Origin of the sequence: Curtobacterium sp. MCBD17_013, assembly GCF_003234565.1 — a bacterium.
Lineage (GTDB): Bacteria > Actinomycetota > Actinomycetes > Actinomycetales > Microbacteriaceae > Curtobacterium.
The window spans coordinates 150,452-171,180 of sequence record NZ_QKTU01000006.1 but is presented as its reverse complement, the minus strand read 5'-3'; the positions used below and the strand labels follow the sequence as shown (position 1 = coordinate 171,180).

Below are 20,729 nucleotides of genomic sequence, written 5' to 3'. Positions count from 1 at the left end.
TCGTGGAGCGCAATTCACGTCATGGTTATTCGGCAGCCGGCTCCGCGAAGCCGGGCTCCTCGGCTCAATGGGACAGGTCGCGTCCGCGTATGACAACGCGCTGATGGAATCATTCTTCGGCTCGATGCAGATCGAGCTGCTCGACCGCTGCGACTGGCCCACCCGCGCCGAGCTCGCGTCGGCGATGTTCGAGTGGATCGAAGCGTTCTACAACCCCACCCGACGCCACTCCGCGCTCGCCTACTACTCGCCCATCGAATTCGAAAACCTCTACACCGCCGCCGAAACCGCGGCATGATCAACACAAAGAGAGCGTCCGGGAAACCCGGGACAGGTCAGACACCCACCCAGCGGACGTTGGAACCGTAAGCGCACACGAGAGCGTTGCGCCGGTGAGATCGACGACGTATGACGTCGTTGTCGTCTCGACGCGCCAAACGCCGCCCTCCGCGAAGCTCAGCGAGGTTCGCGAACTGCTCGATCTCGTCGCCGTCATGTGGTAAGTCTAATGACCATGAGGCGTGAAAGTCCAGCCTCGATTCGCATCGCGGCAGTGGATGGGATCGACGCGGACCTGGGATGGTTGCGAGGCATCGTTGTGCCAGCCGGGGTGGATGTCGAGGTCGTCGATCTTGGGCGTCATGTCGATGTCGCAGCGTCGCACGGTGACTTGACGGTGACCGTCATTGCGGATCTGGGCACTGGTGAACGTGCGATCCGCACGAACGGGCCGGTCGAGTCAGCGCTGACACGCTTCGTGCTGCACATGGTGCAGCAACGCCAGATAGCTGAGCGTAGTGCGACGCTTCGCGCTCAACCACGATCGAGCATGATCCAGGACTTCGCGCTCCTCGACGGTGCCGTGGTGTTGAACGCGGGCGAGCAGCTGCGGGACGTACCGAGGAACACGGATGATCCCGGGGCGCGAGGTGTGTGAGCTTAGCGCCTGCGTCGTTGCCCGCGGCCGGGGTAGAGGTCTGCGTTCAACCCGTACTCGAGCCGGCCGATCGTCTCCAGGTCGGGCCACACCTTGCCAGCGAGGATGTTCAGCACGGTGACGTGGCTTACTTGCGCCTCAGCCGCCACTGATCTGATACTCCGGTTCCCAATCGTGTCCGTGAGCCGGAGCGCGAACTGCCGAGCAAGTTCGGCGACAGGATCAGAAGCCGGCTCGTGCGGCCATGGCTCCGGCGCCAGCTCGCGCGGCCGGTAGCGATCCGTTCGGGACATGCGTCAAGGGTAGGGGCAGTAGCCACAACTCATCCTCGTTTCCCGCGCGCGGACCGCCCGTCGCCAAAGATCCGAGAGCGGGTCGGACCGCAGCACCACGCATGTCCAGCCCTTTCCCGTGGACGTCGTACCCAGGCACAAGCGACACCACGAGGTGTGCGCGTCGTGAGAGGGAGGAAGCCCTTGAATGAACAACGAAGATGACGAGAAAGATCGGTGCGGAACGATCGACGTCACGCTGAGGAAGCCCTCGCCGACAGGCTAGAGCTGCTTCCGGGCGTACCTAACTGACCGCAATTGAGGGTGACCAGGTCGACTTGGGCCGAGGCGTCGGACTGCCCGTCGACGGCGGTCGCGCAGAGCGCCGAGCGGCGGGTCAGCCTTGCCTCTTGATCCCGGTGAAGCTGCCGCCGGACCTTTTCGCGTCGACGAACCGTCCGGACGAGGTGTCTCGTTTGATCCATGTGCTGGAGGCGCCTGACGCTTGGACCCTGCCGATCACGGTGCCCTGACGGGTGCTCCGCCCAGTGTTCTTTGCCATCTTGTCTCTCCTTTGGTGGATGCTACTGCACTACGCGCAGAGCAGTCCTCTGACATACAGGAAGGTCGCGACCAGCACCAGTACGCCGAGTGCGATCGCCAGGAGCAGCGAGCTGGTCAAGCGCAGACGAGACCCCAGGGTAGATGGTTCTCGTACCAGCAGAACTGATGCCGCAAGGGCGGCTGGTCCGACGATCAGAGCTAGGTCTCGTAGTTGCTCGGGCTTCTCATGTAGTAGGGCAAGGGACAGTAGAACGAGAAGGGCAGTCGCAACATAGGGGATGGTCTGGAGGCGCCGTAGGAGACCGAGTTGGAAGCGGAACCGGATGCGGAAGTCGCGATCCGGGTCGTGTGCGTAAATCGCTCGGCTCTGCTGGTCCTTCCGTGACTGGAAGGCGCCGACTGCGAACTCGTCAGAAGTCATCTGGACGGCTTGAAACACGGATATCCGCACGTTGGGGTCTGTGACCTTGAAGGTCGCGTGATTTGATTGTGCATCCGCGATGACGAGTTCTTGCCGACCCTCGCGACGCGGCCAGGACAGCTTCAGATCTCGGCGCTCCGAGTACTTCACCATGAAGGGCTCGTCGAGCGGAATGCGCATCGCTGCAATGAGGTCGTAGTAGTTACCGTAGTCCGCGAGGGCTTCCAGGAATACCTCAGCTTCGGGCGTCGCGGCACTGTCTGCGGCGAGAATCAGACCTCGATACTCCTCGAGCACTGTGGTCGCCTGTGCCTCCATCGCAATCAAGCCATTCGCTACAAGTTCCGGAAGAGCAAGTGTGGGGTTCTCGGGGGCTGAGTATCCATGGAAGCGATCGAGGTGAGGGCGGAGGACGTGCCGGCAATCGTTCGCCACGGATCGACAGTGCTCTAGAAAAGTTGCACTCGGTGCCTGTCCGATGCCGACGCTGAGGTAGTCTTCTAGTGCGACAGCCTCCCTCGACGAGAAGAACTCCCCGGTAAATCCGAGGATGGCCGTCAAAAGAGTGACGAGGTCACTTGAAGGTGACGGGTGAAAAGAAGACGCCATTGATGTCAGGAAGAGCGCCTGCCTTGCTGCGATCTCCTGTCTGGGAAGTAACCAGGCGTCTCCCAACGGCCCCTCGATGTCGAAATCGACCAGCGGCCCGCGCGGGACGGTTGCTACATTCAAGGCGATGAAGGCGTGCGAAGTATCGGCGTCGAGTTGCAATCCGGGTACGTCCGCAAGCACCGTTCGGAGCGGCGTTGCCTGCAGAGACCGTCGGCGCGAGCATGACGTCGCAGAGTCCACGGTGATTGCCTCGACGGACCGCACACGCCAATCGAGTCCTCTCGCGATGAGCCACGCCGTTATCTGGCGGTCATCGATCAAGTTGACGGTGTTCTCTGCCATGAGATCCCCCGGTGAAAGTGTCTGCCCGCACACTAGTGCAAACGACCGACGCTGCTGCCGCTGCCCGAACGTCAGGTTCTGGCTCGGTGCGGGCACAATCGAGGAGGAGCGGACGTCACCGGGGCCGGGCGGGCCGGCTTGGGCAGTTGCACCCCGTCCGTGCGGCGGCTGCGCGCCGTCAGGGGAACCATCAGGCTGAGCTCACGGCGCTCCGCGCTGGGTCGATAGGTAACGGCGGATGAAGGAGGCCCTATGACGAACCCGCTCATCGAGAACACAGGCGCGGTCGCTGCCGCTGCCGTCGGAGTTGCGGGACTGCTCGTCACCTGGCGAAACTCGCGAGCTGAACGTTCGGACGGCAGACTCGAGCACTCATCGAGATCGAACGAGAAGCGAAGGAACGAGGACCGGTCCGGGTTGATGACACAGACGCCTCAGCCGACGCCCAACAAGCACACCAGCAGTTCCTGAGGGACCTCGACCGTGAGATCCGAGTCCAGCAGGTCGTACACCTCAACGCGACGAGACGAGTCACCGGCGGAGCAAGCACGGGAGCAGGGCTATTCTGCCTCGCATACGGAGCAATCCTGATCTGGATGGCGTTCTCGACGAGCCCCGCACAGGCTACTGAGACTAGGACGGGCGCGACGACGACCGCGGGATGGATCGTCGCTGCTGTGCTTCTGCTCGCAGGTCTGTCGCTGGTCGTAAGCGGCACCGCACTCCTCATCCGGCGCTACGTCACTCGAGCGATTCGCAAGACAATTGGACTGCGTGACACCTACTCCGTCGCGACCCTTCGGAGGGCGATATCAGTGATGCGGGACCTCAAGCGGGGCCCTCACCGTCCGAATGATGCATCCGGACGTGATGCGCCAGTGGCGGAGTTGTTGTAGCTCCACCGCTCATTTGCCGATTGAACGCTCAACCCCGACACAACAAGACGCTGCTCACTGCCTGCGGCGATGACTTCCTGCAGGATGGTTTCCGGTAGTCCACTGATTGACGCGAGTTCTGCAACGTCGTAACCGGCTCCCGCCAGGATTTCAGCCGCACGGCCGATCGCGATTGGCTGCTCTCGAGGGCCAAGCGGTCCACGCTCAGGGTTCCCCTCGGCAGACAACCGTTTGTTTGCCCGGACAAACGTCGCGTCCGACCAAAGGCCGAGTCGATGAGCACGGAACGCAAGCGCGCGAAGGCTCACCCGCCACTTCCGCTTTGCAGCTTGCAAGGCCTCCCAGTCAAGCTTCGTCGGGAGGTCATCGCGCAGCTCCTCGTCTGGGGCTAGGAAGTGCGAAGCGAACGTTTGCGCCTGGTCTTCAACCATCTTCGGGCCCGGTTCAACATCTGGGTGCATCACCAGATGGCCAAGTTCATGAGCAGCATCAAACCTGCTTCGGGCTCTGTCGTTCTTCGACGGAGACAGGAGAACTAGAGGCCTGCGACCTGTGTCAGTGGAAAACGCATCAACTTCATGAGAACTCGCGTCCACTGGCAACATGAGGACAACCACCCCCGCCGCTTCCAATGTCCGAACCATATGACTAATGGGACCCGGCCCGATGCGCAGGGCAGCGCGAACTTCACTCGCGATCTCTGCAATCTGTTCCGGGTTAATGGCACCATCGACCAGATGAGTCGGAACAATGTTGGGAGGGAAGTCGACATAGTCCTCCAACGTGTTGACGACGGCCGCGCTCAACTCGGCGAAAGCCAGAGCGCGGTCACGGCTAATAGCAGGTGTAGAGCGTAATGAACGGAAATGCGCCGCTTCTGTCGGGATTCGAGGGATGACTGCGCCTCGGCGGAAGAAGTCCAATGGCATTCCGAGATTCAACGCAAGTTGAGCTGCCGTCGCCGTGGTTGGTCGGCTTTGATTCCTCTCGAACTGCGTGATTGCAGCAGCCGAGACATCTGCGCCAGTGGCCAACGTCGTCCGGTTCAGCCGTCGAAGACGTCGGGCGAGTGAGAGCCGGTCGCCATCGAAGTCCTCCATGACCCCGCCGGCGCGACGAGCTCGGGCTCGCTGCAACGCGCGCGAGTCAGCGGTCACCGCGAACCACCCGGATGTCCTTCTTGAGCCGGATGTTCAAGTTGGGGGCAGAGCCGGCAGCCGGCTCGGACACCACCGGCGCGTCGGACGTGTCGACACGCGCCTCAGGCTCATCGCGCCACATCGCCTCAGCGGCAATCACGTGCTCCGGGTGGAGCGACGGAAGAGTGACCCACCCGGCAGTAAGCGGCGCCTCTTCGAGGAGACCGTTCCACACAAGGAAGATCTCGTTGATGTTCTCGGCGTCGCCCACTCCGCCGGCCGGGAACAGCGGCTCGTGTCCCGGCACCTGACGCGGCGCTCGGTACGCGTTGTCGTTCCGCTCAGCTGCTTCCTGACGGACGTTGCTCTCCCACTCGAAGTTGCCGCTCCAGTCGGGAGTAAGCCCACTGCTTGCAGGCGCCTTGACGAAGCGGATGGTCAACTCCGCGAAGGTGAGATACGTCGCACCATGGCGGCGGTGCACGATGAAGCCCGCGTCGCGCAACGCGTCGTCTTCACGCAGATCCCACAACCTCTCTGCGAGGTTCTCGGAGCACTGGACGCCGAGAGAGCGTGCAGTGTCGCCGAGCCCCTTCTCGAAGCGGCCGGCGTTCGCGGTCCACATGTCCGAGATCAGACGCTGGATCACTGCCGTTCCGCCAGAGCGAGCGAGACGAGTAGCCACATCAGCGGCGCGAGCCGCAGCACGGGAGTCGAACATCATCGGGATACCCCTTCATCAAGCAGCGAGAGCGGGCGAAACCTCCCAGTTGAAGCGGGGGCCGCGTAAAGTTGGTGAAAAATCAAGTAGAACGCCCTCAAGGTTAGCGGCGGCCACCGACAGCCTTGGCCGCCGACACGCCGAACGCACCACGAATCGCCCAACATCGACCCAAACGGCGAGCAAAATCCTCCAGCACAGGGCCAGAACCTCTCCAGCGTGTCGAACCTCGCGCCAACGAACTCGTGAACGGGTGGAACCACACGCCTCCGGCTCGACCCGCGCATCAGCCGATCGGCGCAACTCAGCCCGAAAGGATTTTGCGACCCGGGCTAAAGGATGGAAGGGACAGGACGTCTTGCAGAGGCCTAGAACCACGCCGGATCAGGGGTTTCCGGGAGAACCCACCAGACATGGAGGCCCCGGGAACACCCGGGGCCTTCGTCGTTACCGGGGATGCTGGAGCCCGCCGGACGGCCTGTCCGACCGCGCCCTGCGGTTCGTGGACCCCACCACCGACGCGCCGACGGGCCGGCTGACGCCGATGCACTCCGCGAGCGGTGCCTCCAGACCCTGCGGTCAGAACGGGCGTCGCTCCGGGCGACATCCGTCGTCACCGCCACTCGTGCGCCCGACGGTGCTGCCCTGTTCCGGTTCGACCTCGAGCACGCGGACGGCTCGGCGGTGACGGCCGTGCTGCGCGCCACGGTCGACCCGTCGACGCGGGAGCCCAGGTACGGGGAGCTGCGGGCGGATCGCGGACCCGCGTTGGTCCAGCCGGGAGGCACGGCACCGGTCGTCGACGCCGCCGTCTGATCCGCGGGACCGACGGGGAACGGGCGCGTCAGAGCACGACGGCCCCGAGCACCCGGTGCGCGATCGAGATCGACTCGCCCGAGACCACCGAGCGCGGGGACGACAGGAACGCGACGAGGTCGGCGATCTGCTCCGGGCTCGACTCGCCGCCGCGGCCCGGGGCGACCTCGGCCGAGGGTGTGTCGGTGACGGTGCCGGGATTGACGACGTTGAGCGTCACGCCCGAACCGGCGAGCTCGTCGGCCAGGTTCTTCGCGATGACGTTCGTCGCCGCGTTCCGCACCGAGGTCGTGACGTTGCCCGTGAGGTAGGCGTTCTGGCCGCTGAGCACGACGACGCGTCCGTGTCCGGCGGCGCGCATGCCCGGGAGGACCGCGTTCGCGACCCGGAGGAAGCCCAGGGCCTTGCCGTCGATGGCGTGCAGCACCTGCTCCGGGTCCGACGCGCGTCCAGGGTCGAGCGTGCCCGCAGCGGGGGCCGCCGTGACGACGAGGACATCGATGTGGCCATGGCGGTCGACGACCTCGGCCACGGCCCGCTCGACGGAGCCGGCATCGCCGGTGTCGAGCCGGACGGTGTCGGGTCCGGGGTCGGCGCTCCGCGACGCGATGACGACGGACGCGCCTTCGCGGCGGAGTCGGTCGGCCACGGCGCTGCCGATGTAGCCCTGTCCGCCGACGACGAGTGCGACGCTGTCCGTGAGTTCGAGGTCCACGACGCCACGGTATGCCCCACGCGGGGTCGAGGTGCGGGTCGTGCTCATGAGGTCGTGCTCGTCGGATCGTGCTCGACACCCCCGATTCGGCATGCCGGGCATGAAGTACCGTGCCGGTACCGGATCAGAGCAGGAGCAGCATGACCACCCCCATCGCGAGCGCACCGCGGCGCTTCGCCGCCCTGCGCGATCGGCACTCGCGCCCCTACCTGTTCACCGCGGGTCTGTCGATGATGGGCGACAACATCGAGCACGTCATCACCTACTGGGTGCTCTGGCAGCGGTTCCACTCGCCGGCGCTCGTCGGGTTCGAGGTCGTCAGTCACTGGCTGCCGTTCCTGCTGCTCTCGGTGTGGTTCGGCACGCTGGCGGAGCGGTACGACTGCCGCCGGCTCATCCAGATCGCGCAGGGCATGTTCATGCTCGTGTCGGTGGCCTGGGGTGTGCTGTTCCTGACCGGGACCCTGCACATCTGGGAGGCCTGCCTGCTCCTCGTGCTGCACGGCATGGCCGGCGCACTGTGGGCACCCGCGGAACAGCTCCTGCTGCACGACTTCGCCGAACCGGCGGAACTGACGAGCGCGGTGCGGCTCAACGCGACGTTCCGGAGCCTCGGGATCCTGTTCGGGCCGGTCGTCGGCTCGGCGCTGCTGCTCGGGCTCGGGTCGACGTGGGGGATCTTCGCGAACGTCCTGTTCTACGTGCCCATGACGCTCCTCATGCTCCGGACGCCGTACACCGGCCACACCCGGAGCGGGTCCGTGCACCGCGCCCGCGTCTCGCTGCTCGACACCGGCAAGGTGCTCCGGAGCGTCGGCGGCGACCGCGTGCTCATCGGGATGATCGTGCTCGCCGGCCTCACCGCGCTGTGCATCGGCGGGGCGCTGCAGGTCGCGATCCCGTCGTTCGCCGACGCCCTGGGGGCCGGGGACGCCGGACTCGCGTACGGGCTGCTGCTGTTCGCCAACGGCGCGGGTGGTGTGCTCGGCGGGTTCCTGCTCGAGGCCACGGGCGCGATCAAGCCGAACACCCGGGCGGCGGTCGCGGCGGGTGTCCTGTTCGGGCTGACGACGATCGCCGTCGCGGTGACCGGGAACTACGTCGTCGCGGTGCTCGCGCTGCTCGTGGGCGGTGTCGCGAACATGGCGGGCATGTCGATCGGGCAGGCGGTCGTGCAGCTCCGGGCGCCGCTCGACCAGCGCGGCCGCGTGGTCGGGGTCTACAACATGTTCGGCAGCGGGCTGCGCACGGGCAACGGCATCACGCTGGCGGTGCTCGGCGCGGCCGTCGGAGTGGGCTCGGCGGTGGCGATCGGTGCCGCGGTGCTCGTGGTCGGGACGCTCGTGGTGGCGCTCGTCATCGCACGGCGGGATGCTGCCGAGCGCGGTGGTGTCACCGAGCGGTGAACCGCGTTCGTCCGTTCGAACACCACGATCGCGGTGTTCGAACGGCAGCGGGGTGTTCGACGCACGGCCGGCGACCGCGCCGGGCGACCGCGGCCGGCGATCAGCGCGCTGGGACCGCCGCCCGGAACCGCGCCCGCACCGTCGAGGGCGTCGACCCCGTGTGCCGCCGGATGAGCACGCGCAGGTTCGCGGTCGTCCCGAGTCCGCTCCGCTGTGCCACGAGGTCCAGGGGCAGGTCGTCCCGCTCGAGCAGCCGTTCCGCCAGGAGCACCCGCCGCCCCGTCAGCCAGGCGAGCGGCGTGCTGCCGACCTCGGCACGGAACCGCCGGTGCAGCGTGGTGACCCCGACGTGCGCGTGGGCGGCGAGGTCCGCGACGGTCAGGGGCTCGGCCAGGTGCTCCTCGGCCCAGTCGAGCGTCGCCGACAGGGGTGTGTGGGTGACGCGCGGCACCGACCGCTCGACGAACTGCCGCTGACCGCCGTCGCGGAAGGCCGCGAACACCAGTCGTCGGCTCACCTGGTTCGCCACCTCGGCGCCGTGGTCGTTCCGCACGATGTGGAGGCCCAGGTCGAGCGCCGCCGCGCTGCCGGCGGACGTCAGGACGTCGCCGTCGTCGACGAACAGCACGTCGGGGCGGAGGTCGACGTCGGGGAACCGCGCCCGGAAGTCGTCGGCGAGCTGCCAGTGCACGGCAGCCGGTCTGCCGGACAGGAGGCCCGCCTCCGCGAGCGTGTACGCCCCGGTGCACAGACCGACCATGCGGGCGCCGCGGTCGTGGGCCTCCCGGATCGCGCGGAGGACCGCCGGGCGTGAGGCGGTCTCGACGTCGGGACGGTTCGGCACGATCACGGTGTCCGCCGTCGCCAGGGCGGACAGGTCGCCGTCGGCGGTGATCCGGAACAGGCCGTCGCGCATGGTCGTCCGGCGACCCGGCGCCACGATCCGCAGGGTGTAGGGCTCGAAGCCGAGGTCCTGGGCACGGCGGGCACCGAACACCTCGCAGGCGCACGCCATCTCGAAGGGGTTCGAGCCCTCGTCGACGACGAGCACCACCCGGTGCGGTGTCCCACGACCACGCGGGACGGTCCCGGCGTCGGGTTGCAACGATCCTTGCGACATCGGGCATTCCTACCACGCTCGACCGCCGCTGCCGATCCCTACGCTGACGGGCGGAGACGGGCGCACGGCCCGGCCCGAGGACGAGGAGGACCACGTGGACGACAAGGTGACGCTGGCGGACGAAGCGGCGACGTTGACCGAGTTCTGGTCGCAGCGTGTCCTCGCCGAGGCGAACGGGCAGCTGTTCAAGGTGGCCAAGGGCATCGGCTCCACGCGGTGGCACGCGCACGACGACCAGGACGAGACGTTCCTGCTGCTCAGCGGACGCCTGCGCATCCAGTTGCGGGACCGCGACGTCGACCTCGCGCCGGGCGACCTGTTCGTCGTGCCGCGGGGGGTCGAGCACTGCCCGGTGGCCGATGAGGAGGTCCGGTTCCTCATCGTCGGCCCCGAGGTGACCTCGACCGCGGCCGGTGGCAAGCCGGAGTGGAGCGAGGACGGCGGGACGCCCCCGGTGTCCTGACGCAGCGGCACCGGGACGAACCGGTGCGTTCCCGTCGAACACCCGGATGACGGTGTTCGAACGGCAGTGGGGTGTGCAACGGCAGCGGGGGTGCGAACGGCAGCAGGGTGCGCGACGGCAGCAGGGTGTGCGACAGCGACAGCGGCAGCGTGTGCGACAGCGGCAGCGTGTGCGAGGTCATCGCTGACGCACAGCCCGTGCACCGACGCCGGACAGGATCGAGCGCTGCTCGCGTGAGCGCTCTCGACACGCTGTGGCAAGAGGGTGTTGCAACTCCATTCCATCGTTGTAAAGTCACCCCAGACCCGCCGCGCCGTCGGTGGGATCGGTCCGTCCCGATGGAGTGATGCCATGACCGCAACCCGAACGACCCGCGACGCCTCCGCGTCCGAGGCCCCCGTGCTGCGCACCGCGCCGCGGGGAGGGTCCTCCGCGGGCCGCACCCCACGCCCGGCGACCGGACGGGAGGACCGGCACCGGTCCTCCAGACAGGATCCGGCGCAGCGCCGGTGACGCACTGAAACCACGTCCGCTTCCCTGGCGGACGAGCACCCAACGCAGCACCCCCGGCGGCCCGTCCACGGGCACCGGAACGACGAGGAGGTCGAAATGGCAACGGGAACGGGAGCCTTCACGAGGCGGGGATTCCTGACCGCGGGCATCGCCGCGGCAGGAACGGTCGCACTCGCGGGCTGCAGCAGCCCCGTGTCGGCAGGACTGGTGGGCAGTCAGCTCAACCCCGAGCAGCTCATCTTCTGGAACCTGTTCGGTGGTGGGGACGGCAACCGCATGCAGCAGATGGAGGCCGGCTACCGCAAGGGACACGGCGGATCGGGATCCCTGCAGGCGACGACGTTCGCCTGGGGCAACCCCTACTACTCCAAGCTGACACTGGCCACCGTCGGGAACAAGCCGCCGGACGTCGCGGTCTCCCACCTGACGCGGGCGAAGCCGCTCTACGACGGTGGGATCCTCGAGCCGATCACCGAGGACGACCTCGCGCTCGTCGGACTCAAGGCGAGCGACTTCAACGCCAAGTCGTGGGCGGCGCAGAAGACCGACGGGAACAACATCGCCATCCCGCTCGACACCCACCCGATCGTCATGTTCTACAACGAGGACGTGTGCCGGAAGGCCGGGCTGATCGGCAGCGACGGCAAGCTCAAGGACCTCACGGGCCTCGACACGTTCGAGTCGGCGCTCGCCGCGGTGAGCAAGGTCACGGGTGGCAACGCGATCACGGTCGCGAACGTCAGCGAGACTGCGACCCCCTGGCGCGTGTTCTGGACGTTCTACAACCAGATCAACGGCGTCACGCCCTTCCTCTCCGACAACGGGGCCAAGCTGTCCGTCGACGAGGACGCCTTCAACAAGGTGAACGAGCGGATGCAGACCTGGGTGAAGAACGGCTGGCTCAACAAGGGCCTCGACTACGCCGGCGCGCAGACGCAGATGTTCACGGGCAAGGCGGGCTTCTACCTCGAGGGCGAGTGGGAGATCAGCACGGCCCAGTCGATCAAGGGCCTGAAGTTCGGCATGGTGCCGATCCCGCAGATCTTCGACAAGCCGGCCGCGCAGGCCGACTCGCACACGTTCGTCCTGCCGAAGAAGGCGCGGACCCTCGACCAGCGCAAGCAGCACATGGGGTTCATCAAGACCATGCTCGAGCAGAGCATGACCTGGGCGCAGGGCGGTCACGTGCCGGCGTACCAGCCGACCGCGACGAGTGCGGCGTACCACAAGCTCGAGCCGCAGGCCGACTACGCCTCGGCCGCCAAGGTCGCCGTGTACGACAACCCCGCCTGGTACGGCGGGTCCGGTTCCACCTTCGAGGCCACGGTGGGCGCCCAGCTCGCGCTCGTGCAGCAGGGTTCGACGTCGCCGCAGGGCGCCATGTCGGCCATCAAGCAGCAGCTCGCCGTCTACCTCAGCACCCCCAGCCCACTGTGACCCCCTCACCCCAGAACCCCGGAGGTACGACGACGTGACCGCCACCGCACCCGTAGCGAACCGTCCCACGCTCACGACCCACGTCCCGAAATCGCGGCCGCGGCGCGCGGCGCTCGATCGACAGGACGGGCGCAAGGCCTGGTTGTTCCTGGCCCCGTTCGGACTCTTCTACCTGGCGTTCCTGCTCGGACCGACCGTGTGGATGATCATCACGAGCTTCTTCAACACGTCGACCGTCCACACGGGCCTCGGTACCTTCGCCGGGTTCGCGAACTACGGCGAGATGCTGACCCGCGCCGACTTCTGGAGCGCGCTGTGGCACACGCTGCAGTTCACCATCTACACGACACCGCCGCTCGTCATCCTCGCGTTCGTGTTCGCGGTGCTGACGAACCGGATCCGTCGGGGACAGTGGTTCTTCCGCCTCGCGTTCTTCCTGCCCTACATCCTGCCGTCGGCGACGATCTCGCTGATCTGGGTGTTCATCTTCACGCCGGGCACCGGCCTCTGGGCGCTGGGCGAGAGCTGGCTCGGCATCACGCCGGGGGCGGGTGTCCTCGCGTCGCCGAAGACCGCCATGATCGGCATCGCGCTCGCCACCGTCTGGTGGACGCTCGGCTTCAACTTCGTGCTGTACCTGGCGGGCCTCCAGGAGATCCCGCGTGAGCTGTACGAGGCGGCCGCCGTCGACGGCGCGTCGAACTGGCAGCAGATCCGATCGATCACGCTGCCCCTGCTCGGCCGGACCACGACCCTCGTGATCCTGCTGCAGATCATCGCCAGCCTGAAGATCTTCGACCAGGTCTACCTGATGACGAGCGGTGGGCCGGGCATATCGACGCAGGTGGCCCTCGGGCTCATCACGAACACCGGCTTCACCGACAACCGCATCGGTGCGGCGTCGGCGGCGTCGGTCCTGCTGTTCATCGTCATCGTCGCCATCGCGGTCATCCGACAGGTGATCGACCGCTCCGCAGCTCGGAAGGAGGCCTGAGATGGCCACGACCACCACAGCGCCGACCAGGACCCGCAGCAAGTCCCCGGTCTCCGCGGCAGCACCGGCGCAGAACGCGACGCGCATCGGTGTCAGCGGCCGGACGTTCAACATCGTCGCCGGCATCGTCCTGACGGTCTTCGCGATCATCTGGCTCATCCCGAGCCTGTTCGCACTCAAGACGTCGCTGTCCGACAACGGCACCGCGGCACTCGGCGCCGGCGCGATCCTGTCGCACTGGAACCCGACACTGCACTCGTACGCGTCGCTGTTCCAGGCCGGCGACATCTGGAACTGGTACCTGGCGAGCGGCATCACCTCGGTGATCACCGCGATCCTCACCGTGCTGTTCGCGTCGATGGCGGCGTTCGCGCTGTCCCGGCTGAACTTCCCGGGTCAGAACCTCGCGTTCCTGCTCATCATCCTCGGCATCATGATCCCGGGGCAGGTGCTCATCGTCCCGATCTTCCAGGAGCTCGGCGCGGTCAGCCTGCTCAACACCTACTGGTCGGTGATCTTCCCGCAGGTCCCCGCGGTGATCGCGGTGTTCATCTTCAAGCAGTTCTTCGACGGCATCCCCCGGGAGCTCGAGGAGGCCGCGCGCATCGACGGCGCCGGGCTGTGGAAGGTGTACTGGTCGGTCATCATGCCGCTGTCCCGTCCGGTCATCGCCGCGGTCGTCATCCTGACCTTCGTCGGTGTCTGGAACAACCTGCTCCTGCCGCTGTTCGTGCTGTCGAACCCGAACCTCATGACGATCCCCGTCGGGCTCGCCACGGTCCAGGGCTCGTTCGGTCAGCGGTACGCGGACATCCAGGCAGGTGCGATCCTCGCGGCACTGCCGCTGATCATCCTGTACCTGATCTTCCAGCGGCAGATCGTCGAGGGTGTGACCGGCAGCGGCCTCAAGGGCTGACGCCACCTGCACCACCGGTCCTCGAGAGGCCCCGCTCCGGCGGGGCCTCTCGTCGTGCCCGGAGCAGCGGTCGGCGGGTCACCCGCGCTCGTCCCACCGGCCGGGAGGGACGGGTCATGCCGGTGCCGCGCCTCCCGGCCGTCGGTCAGGAGGCCCGGCGCGACGCCAGCCAGTCCGTGAACTCGGTCGCGACGATCCGTTCGTCGTGGACGTCGGCGGCCTCGTCCGACGCGAGCCACCGGATCGGGGCCCGCATGACGTCGGGGGAGAGGACGGCGAGTGCCTCGGGCCGGGACGTGCCCTCGAGCATCCCGGTCGCCGTCGCGCCGCCCGGGAGGAGGATGTTCGCTCGGACCGGGGTGCCGGCGAGGTCCGCGGCGATGATCCGGGCGAGGGCCTCGGCGCCCGCGCGGGAGGGTCCGTACGGGACGAAGCCGCGGCGGTTCATCGTGCCGTGGTTCATGCTGATCGTGACCACGCGGCCCGTGCCCGCCGCGAGCATCCGCGGCACGACCGCCCGTGCGACGAGGAAGTAACCAGTCAGGTTGGTGTCGACGACGTCGCGGAAGCCATCGGGGGAGACCTCCCAGAAGTCCTGCGGCGTCGTCATGAACGCGGGGTTCACGGTGCGCATGCCGATGCCCGCGTTGTTGACGAGCAGGTCGATGCCGTCCAGCGCCTGCCACGCGGTGGCTGTGCCCTGCTCCACGGACCGGTCGTCGCGGCTGTCCATGGCGATCCCGATCGTGTCGCCGCCGATCTCGCGCGCGGCGGCGGTGACCCGGGCCTCCGAGCGGCCGGTGACGGCGACGCGGGCGCCCGCCTCGACGAGTCCCTCGGCCATCGCGCGGCCGAGGCCCGACGTGCCGCCGGTGACGAGTGCGCGGACGGTGTGCAGGTCTTCCATTGGGGCCTCCCGGAGGTGTGGTGCGGTGCTCCCTCGATACGCCGTGAGGATGGCAGCGGACCGGGTGCCGGGGGTGGGGCGGCGGGTCAGATGATCGTGATCGGGGTGCCGAGCGGCAGGAGCTTCGTGAGCGCCGTGATGTCCGCGTTCTGCATGCGGATGCACCCGTGGCTGGCGTCCTTGCCGATGCTCGACGCGTCGTCCGTGCCGTGCAGGCCGATCTGCCCCGGACCGCCCCCGAAGCTCGTGAGCACGTCGGAGAACGCGGAGAGCCCGTACGCGTAGGGCCCGTACCCGGCGTTCGTCGGCTTGAGGAGTTCCGTCAGGTAGAACGACCCGTGCGGGGTGGGGGTGCCGCCGGTGCCGGACGCGACCGGGTAGGTGGCGACGGGCCTCCCGGCGCGGTAGACGGTGAGGGTGTTCGTCTCGGTGACCGCGACGAGGTGGTAGGCGACGGTGCTCAGCGCGACGTCACTCGCGCGGACCCACCCGGTACGGCCGTTCGGACGCGTCGGGACGTCGACCTCGACCCACCCGGACTGCTGCGCGACGACGAGGAACACGAGCGGGGCGCCGTTCGACTGGGGGTTGGGGAGGGTCGTCGTGACCGCGCCGGCGGCGGCGGCGTGGACGGCGACGCTGGCGACCTCCGCCGTCGCGACGGTCGCCGATGCCGCGATCGGCGGGATGCTCGGTGCCGTGGCGTCCGCGCTGGGGCTCGGCGAGGCGGTCGGACGCTGACCGAGCGCGCCGCCGACGTGGACGGTCGGCGTCGGTGTCGGGGTGTGACCGGCACGCGCGTGGTGCGGGTGGGCGCCGGAGCAGCCGGCGAGGAGGAGCGTTGCCGTGACCGCGGCGACGGTCACGGGAGCGAGACGGCGGAGCACGGCGGGCCTTCCGGGGACGAGGTGGTGCCGGACAGCGCTGATCCGCCGGACGACGGGCGTCCGGCGGATCGGCGTGTGCGCGGTGGGGGTCAGCCGGTGAAGGTCGCCGTGGTGGTGACCGGCGTCGCGACCGGGGCGGGCGGGGTGGTCGGCGTCGTCACGGCCGGGTCTGCCGTGACGTCGAGCACGAACCCGACGAAGATGCCCGAGTTCTCACCGACGAGCGTGAGCGCGTAGGTGCCGGCGGTCGCGTCGGGGTCGGTGACCGTGCCGACGACGCTGCCGTCCGCGCCCGCGGTGAGGGTGACACCGGTGTCCGTGGCCGTGCCGTCCTCGGCGACGAGCGCGACGCCGACGGGCTCACCGGGCAGGAACCCGTTCGGCTGGGAGACCGCGACGCCGGTGGTGGCGAAGTCGCTCACCGACAGGGTCGCGGGCGTGATCGTGCCGGCGTCGGAGGGCCGCGGCGTGAAGTAGTCGTTCTGCCCGTCGAAGGCGATGCCCGTGACGGTGGCCGGACCGGTGGCGTCGGAGACGCCGTACTCGCGGATCGTGGCGTCCGGGCTCGTCGCGGCGAACTGCGCCTGGAACTGCGCGAGCGTGGCCGGGGTACCGGCGGGGATGGTCCCGACCGGGGTGAACGAGGTGTACTCGCCGTCGATGCCCTCGTCGCCGCCCGTGACCGCGACGAGCGCTGCGTAGTTCTGGTCGGCGATCTCGCCGTCGCCGTCGAGGTCCACCACGAGGGTGAAGTCGGCGTCGTCGCTGCTCACGAGGTCGGCGGTGCCGAGGTCGGTGTCGGTCGAGCTGGTGATCGACGTGAGGTCGCTCGCCGGGTGGCCGTCCGTCGAGTGCAGGAGGACGCCCGGTCCGGAGAACGTCAGGCCGGATGGGCCGAACGTCGGCGTCGTGAACCCCGTCGCGGTGCCGGTGTACCAGGTGCCGGTCGGCGGCTCGCCGGTGCCGCTGTAGGTCTGGAGGTCGGCGCTCGTGATCCAGGCCGACGACTGGGTCGAGGCGTCGAGCAGGCGGGGGCTGACGCCGGCGGTGGTGGCGGCGTCGGCGGTGGCGGTGCCGGTGAGCACGGCGGCGCCGGCGACGGCGGTGGCAGCGACCGCTGCGAGGACGGGGAGACGCTTCACGGGTGGTTCCGTTTCGGGACGGGCGGATCGGGTCCGCGGTTTCGGTGGTGGTGCGCCGTGGGTCGGCGCGCCGGTGCTGCCACGTCTCGGGCCGACGCGGCGGCAGAACCGAAAAGCCCTCAGAACCTCCGGATCTGTGAGGACCCTATCCCCAACGGGACCGCAGCGGTACTCCCGATCGGATGTCAGAACGGAGCGTCGCACACGACATGTCGCACGGTCGGCCGGGTGCTCCGCGCCCTCGCGGAGCTGTGCGCAACGGCACGGGGAACTGGGGGATGCGCCGGATCATTCCCCTGAGTATGATTTCCCTTGGTTAATCGTTTAAGCGGCGATCCCACCCGGCGCCGCGATCAACCACTCCAGCAACGACGCTCGGAAGGAACTGCATCACCATGCACATCGGGTCATCACGGATCCCCCGTCTCAGGCGGATCCCCACAGCGCTGCTCGGAGCCCTCGCCCTCGTGGCGGGCACGCTCTTCGCAGCAACGGCTGGCGCCGGTGGCGCCGCAGCCGCCACGTCGCTCCCATGCGACGTCTACGGGAGCGCGGGGACCTCCTGCGTCGCCGCGTACAGCTCGACGCGGGCGCTGTCCGCGTCGTACAACGGGCCGCTCTACCAGGTGCAGCGCGCCTCGGACGGTGCGACGACGAACATCGGCCTGCTCTCGGCCGGTGGGTACGTCAACGCCGCGACGCAGGACACGTTCTGCGCCGGGACGACGTGCACGATCCCGAAGATCTACGACCAGACCGCGAACCACAACGACCTGACGGTCGCGCCCGCGGGCGACGCGGGTGCGGCGAACCACGCGGCGAACGCGACCGCACTGCCCATCACCGTCGCGGGGCACGAGGCCTACGGGTTGTACATGCCCCCGCAGGTCGCGTACCGGATCCCGAGCACGGCGGCGAAGGGCACGGCGCGTGGCGCGAGCCCCGAGTCGATGTACGAGGTCGCGAGCGGCACGAACAGCAACAACGGCTGCTGCTCCGACTTCGGGAACGTCGAGACGCAGGAGAAGGACACCGGCCAGGGGCACATGGACGCCCTGAACCTCTCGACGCTCAACGCGCCCGGCAGCTCGGGCAAGGGACCGTGGGTGCAGGCGGACCTCGAGAACGGCGTGTTCCAGGGCGGGACACCGACCTACACGCCGAACACCGGCAACAACAGCAAGTTCGTGACCGCCGAGCTCAAGAACAACGGGACGAACAAGTTCGCCCTGAAGGGCGGGAACAGCCAGACCGGCTCGCTGACGACCTGGTACGAGGGCACGGAGCCCGCTGGTGACTACACGCCGATGAAGCTCGAGGGCTCGATCGTCCTCGGCGCGGGCGGCGACAACTCGAACCGCGGCACCCAGTCGTTCTTCGAGGGCGTGATGACGACGGGCTACTCCACGGACGCGGCCGACAACGCCGTGCAGTCGAACATCGTCGCGCAGAACTACCAGGGCGTCAGCACGGGCGGTGGTCCGGGCTCGCAGATCGTCGGACCCGGCGGCAAGTGCGTCGACGTGTCGGGCGACGACACGGGTGGCAACCTCGCCGTGGTCCAACTCTGGGACTGCTCGGCGCTCGCAGCGGACCAGCACTGGTCCGGGACGGCGTACGGCACGGGCACGCTCGGCACGCTCGGGCGTTGTCTCGACGCAGACGGCAACGGGACCGCGAACGGGACGCACCTGGAGCTGTACGACTGCAACGGCGTCGGCGGCCAGCAGTGGATCGTGCAGGGCGACGGGTCGATCAAGAACCCGCAGTCCGGGCGGTGCCTCGACGACCCGTCCGGGAACACCGCGAACGGCACGGCGCTCCAGCTGTACGACTGCAACGGGAACGCGGCGCAGAAGTTCACCGTCGCGGTCCCGATCATCGGCAACGGCGGCAAGTGCGTTGACGTCGCCGGTGACGACCTGCAGCAGAACGGTCAGCAGGTGCAGCTCTACGACTGCCTGACCATCGAGACCGCGCAGCCGGCCGCGCAGGACCAGCAGTGGACGGTCGACCAGGCCGACCACACCATCCGCACGCTCGGCCGGTGCCTCGACGCGGACGGCAACGCCACCGCGAACGGCACCCACGTCGAGCTCTACCAGTGCAACGGCGTCGGCGGGCAGCAGTGGATCCCGCAGGCCAACGGGTCGATCCTCAACCCGCAGTCGGGGCGCTGCCTCGACGACCCGTCGGGCAACACGGCGAACGCCACCGCCCTGCAGCTGTACGACTGCAACGGCAACCAGGCGCAGGTGTTCACCGTGAACTGACGCCCGCGTCGCGAGCCTGTGGCGTGCCTCCAGACCGGGAGGCACGCCACAGGTGTGTCGAGCCGGCTCGCGATCCGCGGGGCGGGCTTGTTGAATCGATAAAGCAGCGCTACAGTTCCAGGAGTCGGGGCGGTTAATCGATAAAGCAGCCCGACCAGCAGCCGTGCGAGGAGGCACTGATGGCGAAGTCCGTGACGCTCAAGGACGTCGCGCAGCGCGTCGGCGTGACCGCTGCCGCCGCCTCGATGGCGCTGTCCGGTCACGAGCGCATCAGCGCCGCCACCCGGGACGCCGTGCGTCGCGCCGCTGACGAGCTGGGGTACGTGCCGAGTTCCGCCGGACGCGCGCTCCGGAACCAGCGGGCCGGCGCCGTGGCCCTCGTCGTCCCGAACAGCTCGCACCACGTGTTCGGGCACATGTACTTCATGCACGTGCTCACCGGCATGTCCCGGGCCGCCAGCGCGCACGACGCGCAGGTGATCGTCTCGACCAACGCGGACGAGGAGGGTGGCGTGGCCGCCTACGAGCGCGTCATGCGCTCGCGGAGCGCCGACGGCGTGATCGTCACCAGCGCGGCCATCGACGACCGGAACATGGAGCGGCTCGTCGCGTCGGGCCTCCCGGTCGTGCTCATCGGCAACGCGCCGTCCCTGCCCGATGCGGCCAGCGTCGGGATCGACGACGTCGCTGCGACGCGGCGGATCACCGAGCACCTCATCGACGCACACGGGCGCCGCCGGCTCGTCCACGTCACGGGCACACTCGACCACCAGACCGGACTCGACCGACGCGAGGGGTTCCTCGCCGCCGTCCGCGTCCACGGCGTCGAGGTCGACGCGCTCGTGGTCGAGGGGGACCTCGGCGAGGAGTCCGGTGCCGACGCGATCCGGACCCTGCTCGACGCGGGCACGGAGTTCGACGGCGTCGTCTTCGCGAACGACGACATGGCGACCGGCGGCATGCGGGTGCTCCGCGCGGCCGGCGTCGACGTGCCGGGAGCCGTGTCCGTGGTCGGGTTCGACGACTTCGGTCTCGCCCGTGTCACCACGCCCGCGATCACGACCGTCCGGGTCCCCGCCGAGGAGATGGCCCGTCTGGCCACGGAGCGGCTGTTCGACCTCGTCGACGGCACGAGCGACGGTCCGACCCACCGCGAACTCCCGGTGTCGATCGTGGTCCGCGAGTCGTGCGGCTGCGGCCCGGAGCACCGCGCCGAGGACTGAACCGCCCGACCAC

The 20,729-nt window shown here is 68.4% G+C and carries 18 protein-coding genes; 9 read left to right on the top strand and 9 right to left on the bottom strand.

Annotation, left to right across the window (positions count from 1 at the left end; translation table 11 throughout):
• Nucleotides 1-298, top strand: a 298-nt coding sequence (locus tag DEI81_RS09100; RefSeq protein ID WP_146244064.1) for an IS3 family transposase, incomplete at its 5' end; no start/stop codon positions are given.
• Nucleotides 299-553: 255 nt separating this feature from the next.
• Nucleotides 554-937: a hypothetical protein gene (locus DEI81_RS09095; protein ID WP_111010385.1), complete on the top strand. Its 384-nt coding sequence runs from the start codon at nucleotides 554-556 to the stop codon at nucleotides 935-937.
• Nucleotides 938-939: 2 nt separating this feature from the next.
• Here DEI81_RS09095 and DEI81_RS09090 read toward each other — a convergent pair whose 3' ends face one another.
• The 5 genes from DEI81_RS09090 to DEI81_RS09065 all read right to left on the bottom strand — a co-directional run bounded on the left by DEI81_RS09090 (nucleotide 940) and on the right by DEI81_RS09065 (nucleotide 7,435).
• Nucleotides 940-1,230, bottom strand: coding sequence for an XRE family transcriptional regulator (locus DEI81_RS09090; RefSeq protein WP_111010384.1), 291 nt, complete (start codon nucleotides 1,228-1,230; stop codon nucleotides 940-942).
• Between the two features lie 571 nt (nucleotides 1,231-1,801).
• The gene (locus DEI81_RS16000) at nucleotides 1,802-3,148 is read right to left on the bottom strand and encodes a hypothetical protein (protein ID WP_146244063.1); all 1,347 of its coding nucleotides are present in this window, start codon (nucleotides 3,146-3,148) and stop codon (nucleotides 1,802-1,804) included.
• Nucleotides 3,149-3,989: 841 nt separating this feature from the next.
• Entirely contained in the window at nucleotides 3,990-5,144 is a 1,155-nt protein-coding gene (locus DEI81_RS09080) for an ImmA/IrrE family metallo-endopeptidase (protein ID WP_258368590.1), read from the bottom strand.
• Nucleotides 5,145-5,190: 46 nt separating this feature from the next.
• Nucleotides 5,191-5,832 carry a hypothetical protein gene (locus DEI81_RS09075; protein ID WP_111010381.1) on the bottom strand — a complete coding sequence of 214 codons (642 nt, stop codon included), beginning with the start codon at nucleotides 5,830-5,832 and terminating at the stop codon, nucleotides 5,191-5,193.
• Between the two features lie 916 nt (nucleotides 5,833-6,748).
• Nucleotides 6,749-7,435: an SDR family NAD(P)-dependent oxidoreductase gene (locus DEI81_RS09065; protein ID WP_111010408.1), complete on the bottom strand. Its 687-nt coding sequence runs from the start codon at nucleotides 7,433-7,435 to the stop codon at nucleotides 6,749-6,751.
• A gap of 140 nt (nucleotides 7,436-7,575) precedes the next feature.
• On the opposite strand from DEI81_RS09065, the gene DEI81_RS09060 reads away from it, so the two are divergent.
• Nucleotides 7,576-8,841: an MFS transporter gene (locus tag DEI81_RS09060; RefSeq protein ID WP_111010379.1), complete on the top strand. Its 1,266-nt coding sequence runs from the start codon at nucleotides 7,576-7,578 to the stop codon at nucleotides 8,839-8,841.
• Nucleotides 8,842-8,941: 100 nt separating this feature from the next.
• Here the strand turns inward: DEI81_RS09060 and DEI81_RS09055 are convergent, their stop codons facing one another.
• Entirely contained in the window at nucleotides 8,942-9,961 is a 1,020-nt protein-coding gene (locus DEI81_RS09055; protein ID WP_111010378.1) for a GlxA family transcriptional regulator, read from the bottom strand.
• 94 nt (nucleotides 9,962-10,055) lie between these two features.
• On the opposite strand from DEI81_RS09055, the gene DEI81_RS09050 reads away from it, so the two are divergent.
• The 4 genes from DEI81_RS09050 to DEI81_RS09035 all read left to right on the top strand — a co-directional run bounded on the left by DEI81_RS09050 (nucleotide 10,056) and on the right by DEI81_RS09035 (nucleotide 14,284).
• Entirely contained in the window at nucleotides 10,056-10,424 is a 369-nt protein-coding gene (locus tag DEI81_RS09050) for a cupin domain-containing protein (protein ID WP_111010377.1), read from the top strand.
• A gap of 609 nt (nucleotides 10,425-11,033) precedes the next feature.
• Nucleotides 11,034-12,374: an extracellular solute-binding protein gene (locus tag DEI81_RS09045; protein WP_111010376.1), complete on the top strand. Its 1,341-nt coding sequence runs from the start codon at nucleotides 11,034-11,036 to the stop codon at nucleotides 12,372-12,374.
• A 34-nt stretch (nucleotides 12,375-12,408) separates the two neighbouring features.
• Nucleotides 12,409-13,368: a carbohydrate ABC transporter permease gene (locus DEI81_RS09040; RefSeq protein WP_111010375.1), complete on the top strand. Its 960-nt coding sequence runs from the start codon at nucleotides 12,409-12,411 to the stop codon at nucleotides 13,366-13,368.
• A 1-nt stretch (nucleotide 13,369) separates the two neighbouring features.
• Nucleotides 13,370-14,284, top strand: a complete 915-nt coding sequence (locus DEI81_RS09035) for a carbohydrate ABC transporter permease (protein ID WP_111010374.1) — start codon at nucleotides 13,370-13,372, stop codon at nucleotides 14,282-14,284.
• 145 nt (nucleotides 14,285-14,429) lie between these two features.
• Here DEI81_RS09035 and DEI81_RS09030 read toward each other — a convergent pair whose 3' ends face one another.
• The 3 genes from DEI81_RS09030 to DEI81_RS09020 all read right to left on the bottom strand — a co-directional run bounded on the left by DEI81_RS09030 (nucleotide 14,430) and on the right by DEI81_RS09020 (nucleotide 17,220).
• Complete coding sequence (locus tag DEI81_RS09030; protein WP_111010373.1) at nucleotides 14,430-15,191, bottom strand: SDR family NAD(P)-dependent oxidoreductase; 762 nt, start codon at nucleotides 15,189-15,191, stop codon at nucleotides 14,430-14,432.
• Nucleotides 15,192-15,277: 86 nt separating this feature from the next.
• The gene (locus tag DEI81_RS09025) at nucleotides 15,278-16,078 is read right to left on the bottom strand and encodes a L,D-transpeptidase (protein WP_258368589.1); all 801 of its coding nucleotides are present in this window, start codon (nucleotides 16,076-16,078) and stop codon (nucleotides 15,278-15,280) included.
• Between the two features lie 89 nt (nucleotides 16,079-16,167).
• Complete coding sequence (locus DEI81_RS09020) at nucleotides 16,168-17,220, bottom strand: hypothetical protein (protein ID WP_111010372.1); 1,053 nt, start codon at nucleotides 17,218-17,220, stop codon at nucleotides 16,168-16,170.
• Nucleotides 17,221-17,615: 395 nt separating this feature from the next.
• Between DEI81_RS09020 and DEI81_RS09015 the strand changes: the two genes are divergently transcribed.
• Nucleotides 17,616-19,493, top strand: coding sequence for an arabinofuranosidase catalytic domain-containing protein (locus DEI81_RS09015; RefSeq protein ID WP_111010371.1), 1,878 nt, complete (start codon nucleotides 17,616-17,618; stop codon nucleotides 19,491-19,493).
• 179 nt (nucleotides 19,494-19,672) lie between these two features.
• A complete protein-coding gene (locus DEI81_RS09010; protein WP_111010370.1) occupies nucleotides 19,673-20,716 on the top strand; it encodes a LacI family DNA-binding transcriptional regulator in 1,044 nt (347 codons plus the stop codon).
• Nucleotides 20,717-20,729: the final 13 nt, after the last annotated feature.

Bases quoted from the DNA above. Each gene is read 5' to 3' on its own strand.
- DEI81_RS09035 (WP_111010374.1), top strand. From the start codon at position 13,370: ATGGCCACGACCACCACAGCGCCGACCAGGACCCGCAGCAAGTCCCCG.
- DEI81_RS09090 (WP_111010384.1), bottom strand. From the start codon at position 1,230: ATGTCCCGAACGGATCGCTACCGGCCGCGCGAGCTGGCGCCGGAGCCA.
- DEI81_RS09080 (WP_258368590.1), bottom strand. From the start codon at position 5,144: ATGGAGGACTTCGATGGCGACCGGCTCTCACTCGCCCGACGTCTTCGA.
- DEI81_RS16000 (WP_146244063.1), bottom strand. From the start codon at position 3,148: ATGGCAGAGAACACCGTCAACTTGATCGATGACCGCCAGATAACGGCG.
- DEI81_RS09010 (WP_111010370.1), top strand. From the start codon at position 19,673: ATGGCGAAGTCCGTGACGCTCAAGGACGTCGCGCAGCGCGTCGGCGTG.
- DEI81_RS09060 (WP_111010379.1), top strand. From the start codon at position 7,576: ATGACCACCCCCATCGCGAGCGCACCGCGGCGCTTCGCCGCCCTGCGC.
- DEI81_RS09045 (WP_111010376.1), top strand. From the start codon at position 11,034: ATGGCAACGGGAACGGGAGCCTTCACGAGGCGGGGATTCCTGACCGCG.
- DEI81_RS09015 (WP_111010371.1), top strand. From the start codon at position 17,616: ATGCACATCGGGTCATCACGGATCCCCCGTCTCAGGCGGATCCCCACA.
- DEI81_RS09030 (WP_111010373.1), bottom strand. From the start codon at position 15,191: ATGGAAGACCTGCACACCGTCCGCGCACTCGTCACCGGCGGCACGTCG.
- DEI81_RS09055 (WP_111010378.1), bottom strand. From the start codon at position 9,961: ATGTCGCAAGGATCGTTGCAACCCGACGCCGGGACCGTCCCGCGTGGT.